This window comes from Bradyrhizobium sp. 199, from assembly GCF_023073355.1.
In the GTDB taxonomy this organism is placed as follows: domain Bacteria; phylum Pseudomonadota; class Alphaproteobacteria; order Rhizobiales; family Xanthobacteraceae; genus Bradyrhizobium.
In genome coordinates, this window is sequence record NZ_JADPJI010000005.1 from 1,691,286 (window position 1) to 1,707,653 (window position 16,368).

The 16,368-nt window shown below is 63.7% G+C and carries 15 protein-coding genes; 4 read left to right on the plus strand and 11 right to left on the minus strand.

What is annotated here, in order from left to right:
- Nucleotides 1-10 precede the first annotated feature (10 nt).
- The 3 genes from IVB28_RS16685 to IVB28_RS16695 all read right to left on the minus strand — a co-directional run bounded on the left by IVB28_RS16685 (nucleotide 11) and on the right by IVB28_RS16695 (nucleotide 3,626).
- Nucleotides 11-775 (minus strand): outer membrane beta-barrel protein, encoded by a 765-nt coding sequence (locus tag IVB28_RS16685; protein ID WP_247527577.1) that lies wholly within the window; start codon nucleotides 773-775, stop codon nucleotides 11-13.
- 179 nt (nucleotides 776-954) lie between these two features.
- The gene (locus IVB28_RS16690) at nucleotides 955-2,202 is read right to left on the minus strand and encodes an FAD-dependent oxidoreductase (protein WP_247527578.1); all 1,248 of its coding nucleotides are present in this window, start codon (nucleotides 2,200-2,202) and stop codon (nucleotides 955-957) included.
- Between the two features lie 1,034 nt (nucleotides 2,203-3,236).
- Complete coding sequence (locus IVB28_RS16695) at nucleotides 3,237-3,626, minus strand: response regulator (protein WP_247527580.1); 390 nt, start codon at nucleotides 3,624-3,626, stop codon at nucleotides 3,237-3,239.
- A gap of 224 nt (nucleotides 3,627-3,850) precedes the next feature.
- On the opposite strand from IVB28_RS16695, the gene IVB28_RS16700 reads away from it, so the two are divergent.
- Nucleotides 3,851-4,075 (plus strand): hypothetical protein, encoded by a 225-nt coding sequence (locus IVB28_RS16700; protein ID WP_247527581.1) that lies wholly within the window; start codon nucleotides 3,851-3,853, stop codon nucleotides 4,073-4,075.
- Nucleotides 4,076-4,205: 130 nt separating this feature from the next.
- Here the strand turns inward: IVB28_RS16700 and IVB28_RS16705 are convergent, their stop codons facing one another.
- Nucleotides 4,206-5,717, minus strand: a complete 1,512-nt coding sequence (locus IVB28_RS16705; protein ID WP_247527583.1) for a caspase family protein — start codon at nucleotides 5,715-5,717, stop codon at nucleotides 4,206-4,208.
- A gap of 701 nt (nucleotides 5,718-6,418) precedes the next feature.
- On the opposite strand from IVB28_RS16705, the gene IVB28_RS16710 reads away from it, so the two are divergent.
- The 3 genes from IVB28_RS16710 (at nucleotide 6,419) to fabA (ending at nucleotide 9,797) form a co-directional block, all read left to right on the plus strand.
- Nucleotides 6,419-7,933: a DEAD/DEAH box helicase gene (locus IVB28_RS16710; protein ID WP_247527585.1), complete on the plus strand. Its 1,515-nt coding sequence runs from the start codon at nucleotides 6,419-6,421 to the stop codon at nucleotides 7,931-7,933.
- A gap of 162 nt (nucleotides 7,934-8,095) precedes the next feature.
- On the plus strand, nucleotides 8,096-9,163 hold the full coding sequence (locus tag IVB28_RS16715; RefSeq protein ID WP_247527587.1) for a GGDEF domain-containing protein: 1,068 nt from the start codon (nucleotides 8,096-8,098) through the stop codon (nucleotides 9,161-9,163).
- A gap of 103 nt (nucleotides 9,164-9,266) precedes the next feature.
- Nucleotides 9,267-9,797 carry a bifunctional 3-hydroxydecanoyl-ACP dehydratase/trans-2-decenoyl-ACP isomerase gene (gene fabA / locus IVB28_RS16720; RefSeq protein ID WP_247527589.1) on the plus strand — a complete coding sequence of 177 codons (531 nt, stop codon included), beginning with the start codon at nucleotides 9,267-9,269 and terminating at the stop codon, nucleotides 9,795-9,797.
- A 101-nt stretch (nucleotides 9,798-9,898) separates the two neighbouring features.
- Here the strand turns inward: fabA and IVB28_RS16725 are convergent, their stop codons facing one another.
- The 7 genes from IVB28_RS16725 to sufB form a co-directional block, all read right to left on the minus strand.
- Nucleotides 9,899-10,342, minus strand: coding sequence for a TfoX/Sxy family protein (locus tag IVB28_RS16725; RefSeq protein WP_247527590.1), 444 nt, complete (start codon nucleotides 10,340-10,342; stop codon nucleotides 9,899-9,901).
- Nucleotides 10,343-10,493: 151 nt separating this feature from the next.
- Complete coding sequence (locus tag IVB28_RS16730; protein ID WP_247527591.1) at nucleotides 10,494-10,904, minus strand: iron-sulfur cluster assembly accessory protein; 411 nt, start codon at nucleotides 10,902-10,904, stop codon at nucleotides 10,494-10,496.
- A 63-nt stretch (nucleotides 10,905-10,967) separates the two neighbouring features.
- The gene (locus IVB28_RS16735) at nucleotides 10,968-11,339 is read right to left on the minus strand and encodes an SUF system Fe-S cluster assembly protein (RefSeq protein WP_247527592.1); all 372 of its coding nucleotides are present in this window, start codon (nucleotides 11,337-11,339) and stop codon (nucleotides 10,968-10,970) included.
- Complete coding sequence (locus IVB28_RS16740; RefSeq protein WP_247527593.1) at nucleotides 11,336-12,583, minus strand: cysteine desulfurase; 1,248 nt, start codon at nucleotides 12,581-12,583, stop codon at nucleotides 11,336-11,338. Before IVB28_RS16740 ends, IVB28_RS16735 begins: the two co-directional genes overlap by 4 nt.
- The gene (sufD, locus tag IVB28_RS16745; RefSeq protein WP_247527594.1) at nucleotides 12,580-13,884 is read right to left on the minus strand and encodes a Fe-S cluster assembly protein SufD; all 1,305 of its coding nucleotides are present in this window, start codon (nucleotides 13,882-13,884) and stop codon (nucleotides 12,580-12,582) included. Before sufD ends, IVB28_RS16740 begins: the two co-directional genes overlap by 4 nt.
- A gap of 10 nt (nucleotides 13,885-13,894) precedes the next feature.
- Nucleotides 13,895-14,644 carry a Fe-S cluster assembly ATPase SufC gene (gene sufC / locus IVB28_RS16750; protein ID WP_247527595.1) on the minus strand — a complete coding sequence of 250 codons (750 nt, stop codon included), beginning with the start codon at nucleotides 14,642-14,644 and terminating at the stop codon, nucleotides 13,895-13,897.
- A 133-nt stretch (nucleotides 14,645-14,777) separates the two neighbouring features.
- A complete protein-coding gene (gene sufB / locus IVB28_RS16755) occupies nucleotides 14,778-16,274 on the minus strand; it encodes a Fe-S cluster assembly protein SufB (protein ID WP_247527596.1) in 1,497 nt (498 codons plus the stop codon).
- Nucleotides 16,275-16,368 lie beyond the last annotated feature (94 nt).

The following is a 16,368-nucleotide window of genomic DNA, read 5'->3' on the forward strand; positions in this document are numbered from 1 at the left end:
GTCGACGTGATCAGTAGCGGGCGATGGTCGGCGCGTCGAACTTGTAGCTCGCGCGCACGACGGCCCACTGGATATCGCGCGGCTTGGCGTCGAAGGTGTAGTTACCCGAGGTGCCGCCGAGCTGGTAGGTCTGGCCGCCGAACGCCGCGTAATTGTATTCGAGGCCGACGATCCAGTTGCGGGTGACGCCGTATTCCCAGCCGGCGCCGACGGTCCAGCCGTTGGCCCAATGGGTCTGTCCGCCCGAGCCCGTCACACCGACGGTGTCACTGACCGAGAGACGGTTGTTCACACCGGCATAGCCGCCCTTGATGTAGAAGAGGTTGTTCTGCACGGCGAAGCCGGCCCGGCCGACGACGGTCGCAAGCACGTTGGCGCGCCAGGAGAACACATCGTCGCCGGCGCCAAACGCGGTGTTCGTGAACGAGCCCTTGTTGTTGAGGCCGGAGATCGTGCCTTCCATGCCGAACACGTAGTTGTTGGCTTGCCAGTTGTAGCCGATCTGGGCGCCGCCCATGATGCCCGAGTTGCGCTGACGATAGCCTTGGCCCGGGACGAGGTCGCCGAACGGCGCGCCGATCCCGTTGTTGATGAACTGCTCGTTGGTCCATGCGCCGCCGATGTGGCCGCCGACATAGAAGCCGGTCCAGTTGAACAGCGGCTCGGCGTAGGCAGGCGCCTTCGTGTAGCGCGCGCCGAGATCGGCGGCGGACGCCGCGCCCGTTGAAACCAGAGCGGTCGTGCAGGCGAAGGCGGCAATCAATTTATTACGCATGGTACACCCCGTGTCCTTTGATGAGCGCACGGTCACAGACGGGTGTTACTAAAATTCGAATCAACAAAGTTAACGCGGCGCATCGGCGCGCGTTGGTCCGAAAATCCGTGAGCGCTGTTGCACGCTCGCAACGCCGAACGCGCGATTTAACGCAACATTATCCCTACCGATTCCCTGCGCTACGATGCCGGCGCCGCCTTCGAATGCACGTGCTCGGGCCGCACGCCGAGCGCAAGCAGGCGCGCCGGAATGCCCTGGAGCCACGGCAGCGCGGTAATGAGGCGCACGATCAGCGACACTTTGAGCGGCCGGTCGCCGCCTTTCAGGGCGCCGCTGATGATCTTGTTCTGGACAATGACCTGCATGCGCTGCGTCATCTTCACCGGGAACTCGCGGCGACGCCTGACGGCGTCGAGATCGTGCTCCGACGGACAGCCGTGCTGCATCTTGTCCGCCAGCAGGTTGGCGGTCGCCACCGCATCCTGCACGGCGAGATTGACGCCGACGCCGCCGATCGGCGACATCGCATGCGCGGCGTCGCCGATGCACAGCAGGCCCGGCCGCGTCCAGCGCGCCAGGCGGTTGATCGCGACGGTCAGCAGCTTGACGTCGCCGAAGCTCTTCACCTCGGCAATGCCGGACCTGAGGATCGGCGCCATGCGCACGACGTCGTCGAGCAGCGCCTGAAGCCCCCTCGCCTTCACCGTCTCGTGCTGTCCCTTGGCGATGACATAGGCGCATTGCCAATAGTCGCCGCGATCGAAGGTGATCATCATCTTGCCGGGCTCGACGCGCGCGAACACGCTTTCGGTCTCGTCGGGTTGGCGACCGGCGCGGAACCACAGCACGTCCATCGGCGCGCCGATCTCCTCGACGGCAAGGCCCGCGCGCTCGCGCAGCGTCGAATGCCGGCCGTCGCAGGCGATGGTGAGATCGGCTTCGATGTCGATGATGCCGTCAGGCGTTTTCGCGCGCACGCCCGCGATGGTCTCGCCGCGGCGGATCAGATCGACCGCCTCCGTGCTCATCATCACCTCGAGCGAAGCAAAGCGCCGGCCGGCCTCGCGCAGGAAATTCAGGAAGTCCCATTGCGGCATGAAGGCGATGAAGGGGTATTTGGTGTGGAGCCGGCTGAGATCGGCAATGCGCACCGGCGTGCCGCCGAACAGGCCGTCCATCTTCTGCAGGCGCTGATGCGGCAGCTTCAGGAAGCCGTCGATCAGGCCGAGCTCGTCCATGACTTCAAGCGTCGAGGGATGCACGGTGTCGCCGCGGAAATCGCGGAAGAAATCCCCATGCTTCTCCAGCACCACGACCTCGATGCCGGCCCGCCCCAGGAGATATCCGAGCATCATGCCGGCCGGCCCGCCGCCGACAACGCAGCAGCGGACTTTCTTCCTACGGTTCGAGTGTTGGTCGGACGCCATTGCAGCCACGATCCCGATGCGAGTATCGATCAAGATATGGCGAACAATGTAGCGCCGATTCCGGGTGATCGGCGTCTGAATTTGGGTGCTGGATGTCGAACGCTGCCCGGCAGCTCAGGTCATGCCGACCCGTCCGATCCTGGTAGGCCCGCACCGCGCGGGCCTATCCTGGACAGGAACCAGACTATTTCTGATCTTCATTGCTGGTCCCGCTGCCCGGGCTGCCGATCGGCATCCCGTTGGGCGCATGGCCGGCACCAGAGTTCCGCGCAGCTTGCGCCGCTGTCGGCGACGTGCCGTTGGCAGTCGGCGGCTGAACGTTCGGGTTGCTCTGGCTCCTGTTGGTGTTGACGTTGGCTCCGGTGGTGGTGCCCTGCGTCCCCATTCCTGACGGAGCTGACGGCCCCGAATTGGTGCTGCTGGAGGATGTGCCCATTCCGGCACCCGAGCTGGCCGCAGAGCCCGCGCCTCCGGTACCTGTTCCAGAAGCGGCACTGGCACCGCCACCACCGCTACCCGCACCACCGCCGCCTCCTCCGCCACCACCGCCCCCTTGGGCAACGGCCATCGTCGAAAGCGCGGCACAAGCGATCGTCACGAGGAGGGCTTTGCGGATCATGGATCGTCTCCCTGGTTTGACAGACAATCCAGGCGGCCAAGCAGTTGTTCCTCTGCCGCGAATAGACGTTCGCTTTCCTTGGGGCAGCGAACTGGGATCGCGTCGAAATCGATCTTTCGAAACGGTCTGGTTGAACCTCAAGATCCGACCAGTTGAATCGTAGATCTCGTTCAGGGCGGTCCGTTGGATAGTTAATCCGGAATAGCGATCCTATGCAGGCTTCCATGGAATCGTACTCATATCCGGATGCGGACAAATCATGCGGCCGGCGGCAACGGCGTGCGATACGATCGGAAAAACCAGCAGCCCCCAACCTTAGCGGCCGAGAAGGCGGTTTCTCCGAACAAGCCATTTGCTGCTGGCAATGCTCATCCCGGCATCTCCCCGAGCTGACCACTCCTTTCAGGAGACAGCCCTACGCTGGCGGCGCGCCGGTGTTCAGAAGCTGAGCCACCGCTGCTACGACCTGCGCTGGTGCAAATGGCTTGTTCAATAGGATGCTGTTGGGCACGCCGTTGGCGGACCATTGATCGGCCGCCGCACCGGTCATGTAAATGACGGGGATATCCGGGTTTAGCTCCCTGGCGCGGTGGCCGACTTGCCAGCCATCGAGCTTGCCGAACAAATTTATATCGGTGATGATCGCGCGATACTTGGCTTGGTCACTCTGCAGAAGGGTAACTGCATCCTCACCACTGACGGCGACCTCGGCTTCAAAACCGCCATCGCCCAATGCGTCCGCCACCATGTCTCGGATAAGCTGATCGTCCTCGACAACGAGGACAACAACTAGCGACCCTTGCATGCTTTCCCCCTGCCGCACCTCGCTGTGCGTTTCGGTGTAGGGAACTCATGAGGACGGGTTATGTTCCAAAGTGAACATAAGCTTCGACCCCAATCCACGGCGATTTTGGGCTCGCGGTAGGATTGGGGCTACTCCCTTCACGGCTGAGGCGGCTCTTCTGGGGGGACGTCACCTCACTTGCAGGGCTACGCCTCTGGAAATGACTTTAGAAGGATAATCGGGAAATGCTTCTCGAGCATTTCTGGATGCTTTCCATGTATCGAATGGCAATGCTGGCTCCGTCGCCCAATGTATTCCCTTCGGGAGCGCAAAATTTGATTCCGGCAGGCAGAACCTCGCCTACAAAAACGATCGCGTCGATGGCGGCGGCGCAAGCTGCCTGCTCTTCAGTCACCCGCTCGCATGCTCAACAAATGCACGTCAGCCCGGAAGAAGTTCCTTGCCGCTAATCTCTCTCGCAAAGCCCGTGTCGTTGACATCGGGGCCATCGCCAGAACGACGAACAACAACGATCCAGCATTCGCTACCGATAAAAGGCGCCCAGCTTATCGAGCCGCCTCGCGGGCACGATCGAACCGCTCAATTATTACTCCGGTTCGCGCTGCGAAAGCTCTTGATCTCCGAGACGCTGCCGTCGCGATAGGTCAGCTCCACCGAGACGGACTGCGTCGCGGGAGCGAGCTTCATGTAGAGCGGCATGCCGGCGGTGATCGCGCTGGGATCGCGCATGTCGCAAGGCGGCATCTTCAGCACCTGGTTGGGCACGGCGCTATCGATGCCGATGCGCACCTCGCGGATGGCGCAGCGATAGGACACGAGGTGCGTGTAGTAGACCAGCAGCCCGTTGAACTCGCGGAACGACAGCCAACTCGTCGCGGTCATGTCGAGGATCTTGCGCTGGTCGCGGATCAGCGCGGCCTCGGGATCGAACCTGATCGGGAACGGCCCCTGCATGTCCCCGGACTGATCGACATAGCGGACCTCGATGGTGCCGGCCGAAGCGTCCGACGGCAGTTCGATCGACGGGTTCGGCATCCGCTTGCGCGTGCGCGGATCGAGCGTGTCGATGAAGCCGGTCTCGCGGAAATCGCCCTTGCCGGCCATGCGCCAGGAAATGCCGAGCGCGGGGTCGGCGAAGGAGAACACCACGCTCCAGCCGCCATTGTGCCGCGAGAAGCTCGCGATCGGCGCATTGGTGGCCTCCTCCTTCGGCAGCTGCGGCACTGAGACCGGCGGCAGCGCCGCAAGCTTCTGCGGAGGCGGGTCGTCCGAACGCACAACGGCATCCTTGGCGAGGCCGCTGAGGAACACGTCGTCGACCATCTGGTCGAAATAGACAGGCACCTGCCTGTGCTTCACGGTATCGGCCATCTCGCTGACGGCCCGGCGGGTGCGCTGCGCCACCTGCACGAGGTTCTCGCCGGGCTTGAGCAGCTCCTTGGCGAAGGTGCGCGTGAACACCGAATTGGGATTGGAATCGTCGTTGGACAGACGGTCGAGCGCGGTCTGGCGCGGCCCTGCCGAGAACACCGAGAACACGCCTTCAGGCAATTGCGTCATGGGGGCAAGCCCGCCGGCGCCGGCGACCGCGCGGGTGCCCTTGCGCTCGAACGGGTTGTTGCGGCAGGCGTCGAACACCAGGATAGAGGTCCGCGCCTTCTTGTTCTGAAGGCGCTCGACGATGCGGTCGGCCAGGATGGAGGCGTCGCGCACCAGCTCTTCCTGCCCCTCGCTCGCGGACGGCACATCCGTGGGCAGCAGATAGTTCTGACCCGCGATCTCGAAGCCGTGGCCCGCGAAGAAGAAGAACGCGGTATCGCCGGGCTCGATCGCCTTGTCGAAGGCGAGCAAGGTCTCGGAGAATTGCTGCCGGCTCTGGTTCTCCGCCACCATTACCGAGAAGCCGAGCTGCTTCAGCGTATCGCCCATGGTACGGGCATCGTTGACCGCCTTGAGCAGCTTCGGGACATTCCTGTAGTCGTTGTTGCCGACGACGAGCGCGACGCGCTTCTCGGCACAAGCGGGAGCTGCGAAGGCGCTCAGGCCCGCCAGGAGGCCAAGGGCCGCCAGAATTCTGAAAAGCCGCGTCATCGCAAAATTCCCGTTGCAGCGGCTCCACGCCGCTTCCTTCGAGCGGCAGTTCATTGGACCCCCTGCCGCTGTGTGATAGTCGGCCGAGGCGCAACGGCGGTTCAAGGGGCACGTCCGACATCGCCTCGGCGCCGGGCGACGCCATCTGCGTCTACCAGCAACTCGGCAGCAGGGGCTGGTTCGGCGGATGCGCGGCAGCGACTTCGCAATCGCCAATGGCAGCTTCGCCGCCAGCCATACCGACCTGCCCTACTGCACCGCTGATGCGAGGCGCCCGAGCCGCTGATCGCTGACATCGCGGCCGCCTGCGGCTTCGAGAGCCGGGCGACCTACTATCGGGCCTTCAATGCCGCCTACTGCATCGCCCTCGGTGACTGGCGGACCCGGGGCTCGGATGGCCTTAGCCGCCGTTTTGGCGGCTCCGGCCTGAAGGCGGCGCCAGACGGAAAAGCCCCGTTGCCTCCGGTATTTGGTAAATACTCGGGTTTTTTAGGGCCTTCCGGGCCTGCTCCATTGACTTTGGCCGATTCCCGCCTATGTTCCGGGGCGACGCGGCTCAGATCGAAGACCGATTCTTGAGCCTGGCGCTTTGTCCGCGTGAGTCAGCACCCCCAGCTTCTTTGAGAGCGCGCCGTTTCGGGGTGAAACGCGACAGCCTTAATCATCCTCGATTCCGAACGGCGGTTTCGACCAGAGGCTCAATGTCCTTTTCAAATCTCGGACTATCCGAAAAAGTCCTCGCCGCAGTGGCGGCCACCGGTTACACCATCCCCACCCCCATTCAGGAACAGGCGATCCCCCACGTCCTCGCACGCAAGGACGTGCTCGGCATCGCCCAGACCGGCACCGGCAAGACCGCGGCTTTCGTGCTGCCGATGCTCACCATCCTCGAGAAAGGGCGCGCCCGAGCTCGCATGCCGCGCACGCTGATCCTCGAGCCGACCCGCGAGCTCGCGGCCCAGGTCAAGGAGAACTTTGACCGCTACGGCGCCGGCCAGAAGCTCAATGTCGCGCTGTTGATTGGCGGCGTCTCCTTCGGAGACCAGGATGCCAAGCTGACGCGCGGCGTCGACGTGCTGATCGCCACCCCCGGCCGCCTGCTCGACCACACCGAGCGCGGCGGATTGCTGCTCACCGGCGTCGAGCTTCTCGTCATCGACGAAGCCGACCGCATGCTGGACATGGGCTTCATTCCCGACATCGAGCGCGTCTGCAAGCTCGTCCCGTTCACGCGGCAGACCCTGTTCTTCACCGCGACCATGCCGCCGGAGATCCGGCGCATCACCGAGACCTTCCTGCACAATCCGCAGAAGGTCGAGGTGTCCAAGCCCGCGACCACCGCCGTAACCGTCACGCAGGTCCAGGTGCCCGCCGGGCGCGAGGCGCACGAGAAGCGCGAGCTGCTGCGCCGCCTGCTGCGCGAAGCCAAGGACCTCCAAAACGCGATTATCTTCTGCAATCGCAAGCGCGACGTCGCCGTCGTTCACAAATCGCTGCAGAAGCACGGGTTCAGCGTCGGCGCGCTGCACGGCGACATGGACCAGTCGGCTCGTACGGCCGCGCTCGACCAGTTCCGCAAGGGCGAGCTGCCGCTGCTGGTCGCCTCCGACGTCGCCGCCCGCGGCCTCGACATCCCCGAGGTTAGCCACGTCTTCAATTTCGACGTCCCTCACCATCCCGACGATTATGTCCATCGCGTCGGCCGCACCGGCCGCGCAGGCCGGTCCGGCATGGCAATCTCGCTCGTGACGCGGCTCGACCAGAAGTCGATGGTGGCGATCGAGAAGCTGATCGGACAGAGCATTCCGCTCGCCGAGGGCGATTTTGAAATCCACACTGAAGCCTCCGATGGGACCGAGCGTCCGCGCGAGCCGCGTGGCCGCGAACGTTCACGCGGCGGGCGCGGCAAGCCGCAGCGCGGCCGCGACCGTGAGCGCAGCCATGAGCCGCGTGAGCCGCGTGGCGAAGCAAGTCCTTCAGCCGAAACACGGCCCGCGGCCGAGTCCAAGCCTGCACGCGAGGCGCGGCCTCCGCGTGAAGCGAGGCCATCAGCCGAGCCGCGTCGTGCCGCCCGCCAGCCGGCCAATCCGTCGCATGTGCCGTCGATCGGCCGTCCCGAGCCCCGCCGCCAACGCGAGGCCGACTCCGAGCCGGGCGATCACTCGCATCTGCCGGCGTTTCTGCTGCGGCCGGTTCGCTCCCCCGCCGGCGCCTGACGCGCGAGCGCGCTGCAGGTTCCGGTTGAGAAGACGAAGCACACGTTATAGACGCTCCGTGAACGTATATTTACGGGGTGTTCACGATCGTCCGCTAGCCTACGAACATAATTTAAGCATTGCTGCGGTCGATGGCGCACCGACCGCTGCGGGGTATGTTCCGTGGTCAAGGTTCTCGACGAACACGAACGCACGATGGCGTTCGCCGAAGTGGCGCTCGGTCAGATCCGATCGCTGCGACAGACGGCAATTCCCCGCAATTACGAGATCTGGTACGTCTACGCCACCGGCTACAACGCGCCGCTCAACAAGGTTGTCAACGAGACGCTGGCGCGCAGCGGCAAGCTGACTGAAGCCGATCTCGAACAGATCTACGAGACGTATCTCTCCCACATCAAGACCACCGACCGCATCGACAAGGTCGGCGCGCGCGTCATCGGCGAGATCGACGACGTTATGAAGGTCTTGGGCGATGCACTCGGCGTGACCGGCTCCTACGATGCCAGCCTGTCGGGCGCCACCGAAAAACTCTCGTCGGCCAAGAGCCGTGAGCAGATCAAGTCGATCGTCGAAACGCTGCTGCGTTCGACGGGCGAGATGCGCGAGACCAACAAGGCGCTGGAAGACCGGCTGATGCTATCGAAGAACGAGATCAGCAATCTGCAACAGAGCCTCGAGGCGATCCGCGCGGAGAGCCTGACCGACCCGCTCACCGGACTCGGCAACCGCAAATACTTCGATCGCATGATCGATATGGCCGTGCAGAACGCACTCGCCTCGGGTGAGCCGCTGTCGCTGCTGCTGTTCGACATCGATCACTTCAAATCGTTCAACGATTCCTACGGCCATCTGACCGGCGACCAGGTGCTGCGGCTCGTCGGCCTTTCGCTGAAGCAGACCATCAAGGGCCAGGATATCACCGCACGCTATGGCGGCGAGGAGTTCGCGGTCGTGCTGCCCAACACGGCGCTGCGTCAGGCGCTTACGGTGGCCGACCACATCCGCCGCGCGGTGATGGCGAAGGAGTTGAAGAAGAAGTCCACCGGCGAGATCCTCGGCCGCGTCACCATCTCCGTCGGCGTCTCCATGCTCAAGCAGGGCGACGACACCGATGCGCTGATCGAGCGTGCGGATGCCTGCCTCTATGCCGCAAAGCGTAACGGCCGCAACCGCGTGATCTGCGAAGCCGATCCGGAATACGCGATCGAGACGCATAGCCGCGTGGCGTGATGGAAGCCGCGCGCCAAAAAAATGTCCCGCGCTTGACTTCCTCACCTGGCGAACGACATCTTCCCCGCCGCCTCAATGCGCCTGACCGCGAGGACTTCCCGTCTTGTCCAACCCCCACGATTTCCACACGCCGCAACCGTCCTATACCAGGGACGAGCTGCTGAGATCGAGCGAAGGCGGCTATTTCGGCCCCGGCAACGCGCAATTGCCGGCACCGCCGATGCTGATGATGGATCGCATCACGGAAATCAGCATGGACGGCGGCGCGTTCGGCAAAGGCCATATCGTCGGGGAGCTCGATATCGCGGCTGGCCATTGGTTCTTCGATTGCCACTACCGCAGCGACCCGATGATGCCGGCGACCCTGGGGCTCGACGCCATGTGGCAGATGATCGGCTACTGGCTCGGCTGGTCGGGCTCACCGGGCAAAGGCCGCGCCATCGGCGTCGGCGAAGTGGAGTGCACCGGCGAGATCACACCGGACACGCGATGTGCACGCTACGAGGTCACCATGCGCCAGGTCCGGCGCGGCAAGCTGGTGCTCGGAATTGCCGACGGCCGGGTGCTTGCGGATAGCCTCAGTGTCTTCACGGCCAAAGATATGAGAGTGGGCCTTACAAAGACCGTGGACTGAACGTCCGGTCCCGCAGATTGGGCAAAGGCGCGCAGCGCCGTGCCGACCATCTCTCCAGCGCTACGATCGTGAATGGTGGGCACGCTCCCCGTTTGCCCACCCTACCGCAGTGCTCTCGCGGCTGCTTTCTTGGTCGATCTCTTCTTCGCAATCGGCTTCTTCGCTGCCGCCTTCTTCGCAGCCTTCGCGACCTTCTTCGCCGCCTTCTTCGCCTTCGGCCGCTTCTTCACCTTGGCGCGCTGCGCGGCGGCGAGTGCCGCCCTCGCCCATTGGACCAACTCCTCGGAATCGTCGAACAACCGAGCCGGCAGCTCCCAGTAGGAGTTCACCGTCACGCTCTTGGCGCGGGTCGAATATTGGAACGGCTTTGAGCCTTCGGCCTCAAAGTCCGGAATGGTCACTTCGTCGGCGCGGAAGAACAGGCCGGCGCGCAAGGCCAGCGCGAAGTTGATGCCATCGGCGGAGATGCCGTAGCCAGAGAACATTTTTCGGATGGTGACGGGACCGAAATCGGCGAACAGGTCGGTCAGGAATTCACGGTCCATATGCACGCTCTCTCGTGCCCGGGACGCAGCGCGCCGTGAACCGGTGCCCTGCTGAGCCGGGGGACTGAAAGTATAGCGCGGGTCCCGGCTCTGCGCAGCAGCGCAAGCGCGCTGCAGCGGGTCCGGGACACGGAAGAGCGTGGAGACGAAACTACCCGTCGATCTTGGCCGGCCGCAGCTCGACCGACTCGCCGCAGCCGCAGGCGGAGATCTGGTTGGGGTTGTTGAAGACAAACTGGGCCTGCATCCTGTCGGTCTTGTAGTCCATCTCGGTGCCGAGCAGGAACAGCACGGCCTTGGGATCGACCAGGATCTTGACGCCCTTGTCCTCGACGACCTCGTCGGTCGGGCGGACATCGTGGGCGTATTCGACCGTGTAGGACTGGCCGGCGCAGCCGCCGTTCTTGACGCCGACGCGCAGGCCCACGATCTCGGAATCGGCGCGCTGGGTCAGCTCCGTGATGCGCTGGGCAGCGGCGTCCGTCAGCCGCATCACCTGCGGGCGGGGCCGCCGCGGCTTCGGAGTGGATGCTGGTGTCGAGCCCGACGATATCTGTGTCATGTCAATGATGTGGTCCGTTGCCGCGCAAATTCAATGCCAAAGATCTAAAGCCAAGGTTACGCGTCACCACATGTTCAGCACGAGGCGGGCCTCGTCGCTCATGCGTTCCGGCGTCCAGGCCGGCTCCCAGACGACCTTGACGTCGACCACGCCGACGCCAGGGACGCTGGCAACCGCGTTCTCAACCATGGTCGGCAGCTCGCCGGCAGCCGGGCAATTCGGCGTCGTCAGCGTCATCTGGACATCGACCGAGCGATCGTCCTTGATCTCGACCTTGTAGATCAGCCCGAGTTCGTAGATATCGGCCGGGATTTCCGGATCGAACACGGTCTTGAGCCCGGCGATGATCTCGGTGGTCAGCCGCTCGGTCTCCTCCGGCGGCAGCGCCGACCGGGTCTCCATTGGACTAGCTTTGATTTCGGCCGTGTCACTCATGCGAACAAATCCCGCGCCTTCAACAGCGCCTGTGCCAGATGATCGACTTCTTCCCGCGTATTGTACATGCCGAACGAGGCCCGGCAGGTGGCCGTCACGTTGAAACGCTCTAAAAGGGGCATCACGCAATGGGTGCCGGCCCGCACCGCGATGCCCTGGCGGTCGATCACGGTCGCGACATCGTGGGCGTGCGCGCCTTCGAGCTCGAAGGAGATCACCGGGCCCTTGCCCCGCGCCGTCCCGATCAGCCGCAGCGAGTTGATCTCGCGCAGCCGTTCCTGGGCATAGGTGGTGAGATCGTGCTCGTGGGCGGCGATGCGCTCCTTGCCGATCGAATTGACGTAGTCGATGGCGGCGCCAAGGCCGACGGCCTCGACGATCGCGGGCGTGCCCGCCTCGAACTTGTGCGGGGGATCGCCATAGCTGATGAAGTCGCGCGAGACCTCGCGGATCATCTCGCCGCCGCCGTTGAAGGGGCGCATCGCGACAAGATGGTCATATTTGGCCCAGAGCACGCCGATGCCGGTCGGACCGTATACCTTGTGGCCGGTGAAGACGTAGAAGTCACAGCCGATGTCCTGGACGTCGATCGGCAGATGGACTGCGCCCTGGCTGCCGTCGACCAGCACGGGAATGCCGCGCGCATGGGCGATTCTGACGACCTCCTTGACCGGCACGATGGTGCCGAGCGCGTTCGACATCTGCGTGATCGCGACCAGCTTGGTCTTCGACGTCAGCAGCTTCTCGAACTCGTCGATTAGGAAATTCCCCTCGTCGTCGACCGGCGCCCATTTGATCACGGCACCCTGGCGCTCCCTGAGGAAATGCCAGGGCACGATGTTGGAGTGGTGCTCCATGATCGAGATGACGATCTCGTCGCCTTCTCCGATGTTCGGGCCACCCCACGAAGACGCGACCAGATTGATCGCCTCCGTCGCATTGCGGGTGAAGATCACCTCTTCCGTGCGGGGCGCATTGATGAACTGCGCCACCTTGGTGCGGCCGCCCTCATAGGCTTCGGTCGCGGCGTTGGCGAGGTAATGCAGGCCGCGATGCACGTTGGCGTATTCGGACTGATAGGCCTGCGTCATGCGGTCCAGCACCGCGCGCGGCTTCTGCGCCGAGGCGGCGTTGTCGAGATAGACCAGATTCTTGCCATAGACCTGCATCGCGAGCGCCGGGAAATCCTGGCGCACGCGCGTGACGTCATAGGTGCCGTTCTTGACTGCGGGATGCGTGCTCATTGGCGCCGCTCCAGCCAGCGCTCGGCAATGCCGATCACGTGCTCGCGCAAACCGTCATCGGCGATCTGCTCGATCGCCTCGCCGACGAAGGCCTGGATCAGCAGTGCCTGGGCCTGCTTCTCCGGCAGCCCGCGCGCCTTCAGATAGAACAGCAGGCTGTCGTCGAGTGCGCCCGCGGTGGCGCCGTGGCCGCAGGAGACGTCGTCGGCAAAAATCTCGAGCTCGGGCTTGTTGTCGGCCTCGGCTTCGTCCGAGAGCAGCAGCGCGCGGATCATCATCTTGCCGTCGGTCTTCTGCGCGTCGGGACGCACAATGATGCGGCCCTGGAACACCGAATGGGCGCGATCGTCGATCACGGCACGGAAGATCTCGCGGCTGACGCAGTTCGGCACCGCATGGTCGACGACCAGCGTGGTGTCGCCATGCTCGGTCTTCTGCAACAAATTGACGCCGTTGGCCGAGAGCTCGCTGCCCTCGCCCGCCAGCGTGATGAAGCCCTGCAGGCGGCTGACCGCGGCGCCGGTGGTCATGTTGAAGAAGTTGAACTTCACGTTGGCGCCGACGGTGACGAAGTGCGACGAGACGTTCATCGCGTCAGGCGCATCGTCCATCAGGCGAATATGCGCAATGTCCGAATCATCGCCGACCGAGACGAGGACGGCGTCGTTGACCTGGTAGGCCTTGGCGCCCGCCGCGACAAAAGTCTCAACGATGGTGGCGCGAGCGCCCTTCCCGACCGTGATCAGCGAGCGGGTGAACGCCGACGCCGACGAAGCGATTGCGATGTGGATGATCTGGATCGGCGCGGACAGCTTGGCACCGTCAGCGATCGACAGCACGACTCCGTCGGTCGCCATCGCCGCGTTCAGCGAGATCATGGCATCGGTAGACGCGGTCTTCAGCAGAGCGGCATCCTTCTCCAGCGTCTCGCGCAGAGTCCTGAAGCCCGCCTCGGCGACAAGCGCCTTCACGTCGGAGAGCTCGGCCGCGAACACGCCGTCGACCAGCACCAGCTTGCGGGCGCCGTCCATCGCGTGCGCCTTCACCGCGTCGGCGGCGCGCTTCAACACGGCCGCGTCGGGCGCGGCTGCCAGCGGCAGAACCTCGCCGACCAACGCACGCAGGTCCGTGTATTTCCATTCCTCGATCCGGCGGTGCGGCAGGCCGAGACGCTCATAGGTCTCGAACGCCTCGCGGCGCACTGCGGTGACGGCGGACGAACCCGGCAGCCGGCCCTCGGCGCTGGTGAAGAGATCGCTCACCGCGCGGCCCTTTCCGGTCTTTGCCACAGCAACGTTCATTGCAGATTCCTTACGCGGCCTCAAATTGAGCGTAGCCGGACGCTTCCAGCTCCAGCGCCAATTCCTTGCCGCCGCTCTTCACAACGCGGCCCTTGGACATCACGTGCACGACGTCGGGCACGATGTAATTGAGGAGCCGCTGATAGTGGGTGATGACGACCATCGCGCGCTCCGGCGAGCGGAGCGCATTAACGCCGTCGGCCGCGATGCGCAGCGCATCGATGTCAAGGCCCGAATCCATCTCGTCGAGGATGCACAGGCTCGGCTCGAACAGCGCCATCTGCAGCACTTCGTTGCGCTTCTTCTCGCCGCCGGAGAAGCCGACATTGACGCCGCGCTTGAGCATGTCCTGCGGGATGTTCAGCGACTTCGAGACCTCGCGGACCTTCCTGAGGAAGTCCGGGGTGGAGTATTCGTCCTCGCCGCGCGCCTTGCGCTGGGCGTTCAGCGCGGTGCGCAGAAAGTTCATGGTGGCGACACCGGGAATCTCGACCGGGTACTGGAACGCCAGGAACACGCCCTTGGCGGCGCGCTCATTCGGCTCCATCTCCAGCAGGTCCTCGCCCTTGAACAGGACCTGGCCGTCGGTGACCTCATAGCCGGGCTTGCCGGCGATGACGTGCGAGAGCGTCGACTTGCCGGAGCCGTTCGGCCCCATGATCGCGTGCACCTCGCCCTCGTTCACGGTCAGCGTCAGCCCGTGGAGGATCTCACGCTCCTCGACACGAACCTTCAGGTCTTTCACTTCAAGCAAAGCCATTTTGTTTTTCCATCTATCCCCTCACCCTGAGGAGCGCCGAAAGGCGCGTCTCGAAGGGCAAGGCCAACAATCTTTCCGGTATCGATCCTTCGAGACGGCCGCGTTCCGCGGCCCCCTCGGGATGAGACCGAAGCTAGCCGACCGACCCTTCCAGCGAGATCGAGATCAGCTTCTGCGCTTCCACCGCGAACTCCATCGGCAGCTGCTGCAGCACGTCCTTGACGAAGCCGTTGACGACCAGGCCGACAGCTTCTTCCTGGGTGAGGCCGCGCTGGATGCAGTAGAACAGCACGTCCTCGGAGATTTTCGACGTGGTGGCCTCGTGCTCGAACGTCGCCGACGAGTTCTTGGCCTCGATGTACGGCACGGTGTGCGCGCCGCATTTGTCGCCGATCAGCAGGGAATCGCAGGCGGTGAAGTTGCGCGCGCCGGTCGCCTTGCGATGTGCCGTCACGAGACCGCGATAGGTGTTCTGCGACCTGCCGGCGGCGATGCCCTTGGAGATGATGCGGCTCGACGTGTTCTTGCCGAGATGGATCATCTTGGTGCCGCTATCGACCTGCTGATAACCGTTCGAGATCGCAATCGAGTAGAACTCGCCCCGCGAATTATCACCGCGGAGAATGCAGCTCGGATACTTCCAGGTAATCGCCGAACCGGTCTCGACCTGGGTCCACGAGATCTTCGAATTGTTGCCGCGGCAGTCGCCACGCTTGGTGACGAAATTGTAGATGCCGCCCTTGCCTTCCGAATTGCCGGGATACCAGTTCTGAACCGTCGAATATTTGATCTCGGCGTCCTCGTGCGTGACGAGCTCGACCACGGCTGCGTGCAGCTGGTTCTCGTCACGCTGCGGCGCAGTGCAGCCTTCGAGGTAAGAGACGTACGAGCCCTTGTCCGCGATGATCAGCGTCCGCTCGAACTGGCCGGTGTTGCGCTCGTTAATGCGGAAATAGGTCGACAGCTCCATCGGGCAGCGCACGCCGGGCGGCACATAGACGAACGAGCCGTCCGAGAACACTGCCGAGTTCAGCGTCGCATAGAAATTGTCCGAGGTCGGAACCACCGATCCCAGATATTTCTGCACCAATTCAGGATGCTCGCGGATCGCCTCCGAGATCGGCATGAAGATCACGCCGGCCTTCTTCAGCTCGGCCTTGAACGTGGTCGCGACCGAGACCGAATCGAAGACCGCATCGACCGCGATCTTGCGGCGGGCCGGATCTTCCTCGCCCGGCTTCGGTTCCACGCCTTCGAGCATGGCGACTTCCCGCAAGGGGATACCGAGCTTCTCGTAGGTCTTGAGGATCTCCGGATCGATCTCGTCGAGCGAGGTGATCGTCTTCTTCGGCTTCGGCGCCGAATAGTAGTAGAGGTCCTGGAAGTCGATCTTGGGATAGTCGACACGCGCCCAGGTCGGCTCGGCCATGGTCAGCCAGCGCCGATAGGCCTCAAGCCGCCACTGGAGCATCCAGGCGGGTTCGTTCTTCTTCTCGGAAATGAACTTGACGGTCTCTTCCGACAGCCCCTTGGGGGCCTTGTCAGACTCGATCAGGGTCTCAAACCCATAACGATACTGATCGACGTCGATGCGCTTCACGCGCTCGACCGTCTCTTGTACGGCTGGCATTCTATCCTCCGCTCGCGGTTTCAAGGACCGCGGTGGATCAAACTCGGACGAGTATTACGATGTTTCAGTGCGAGAAGCACGGGCTTAGAACCGT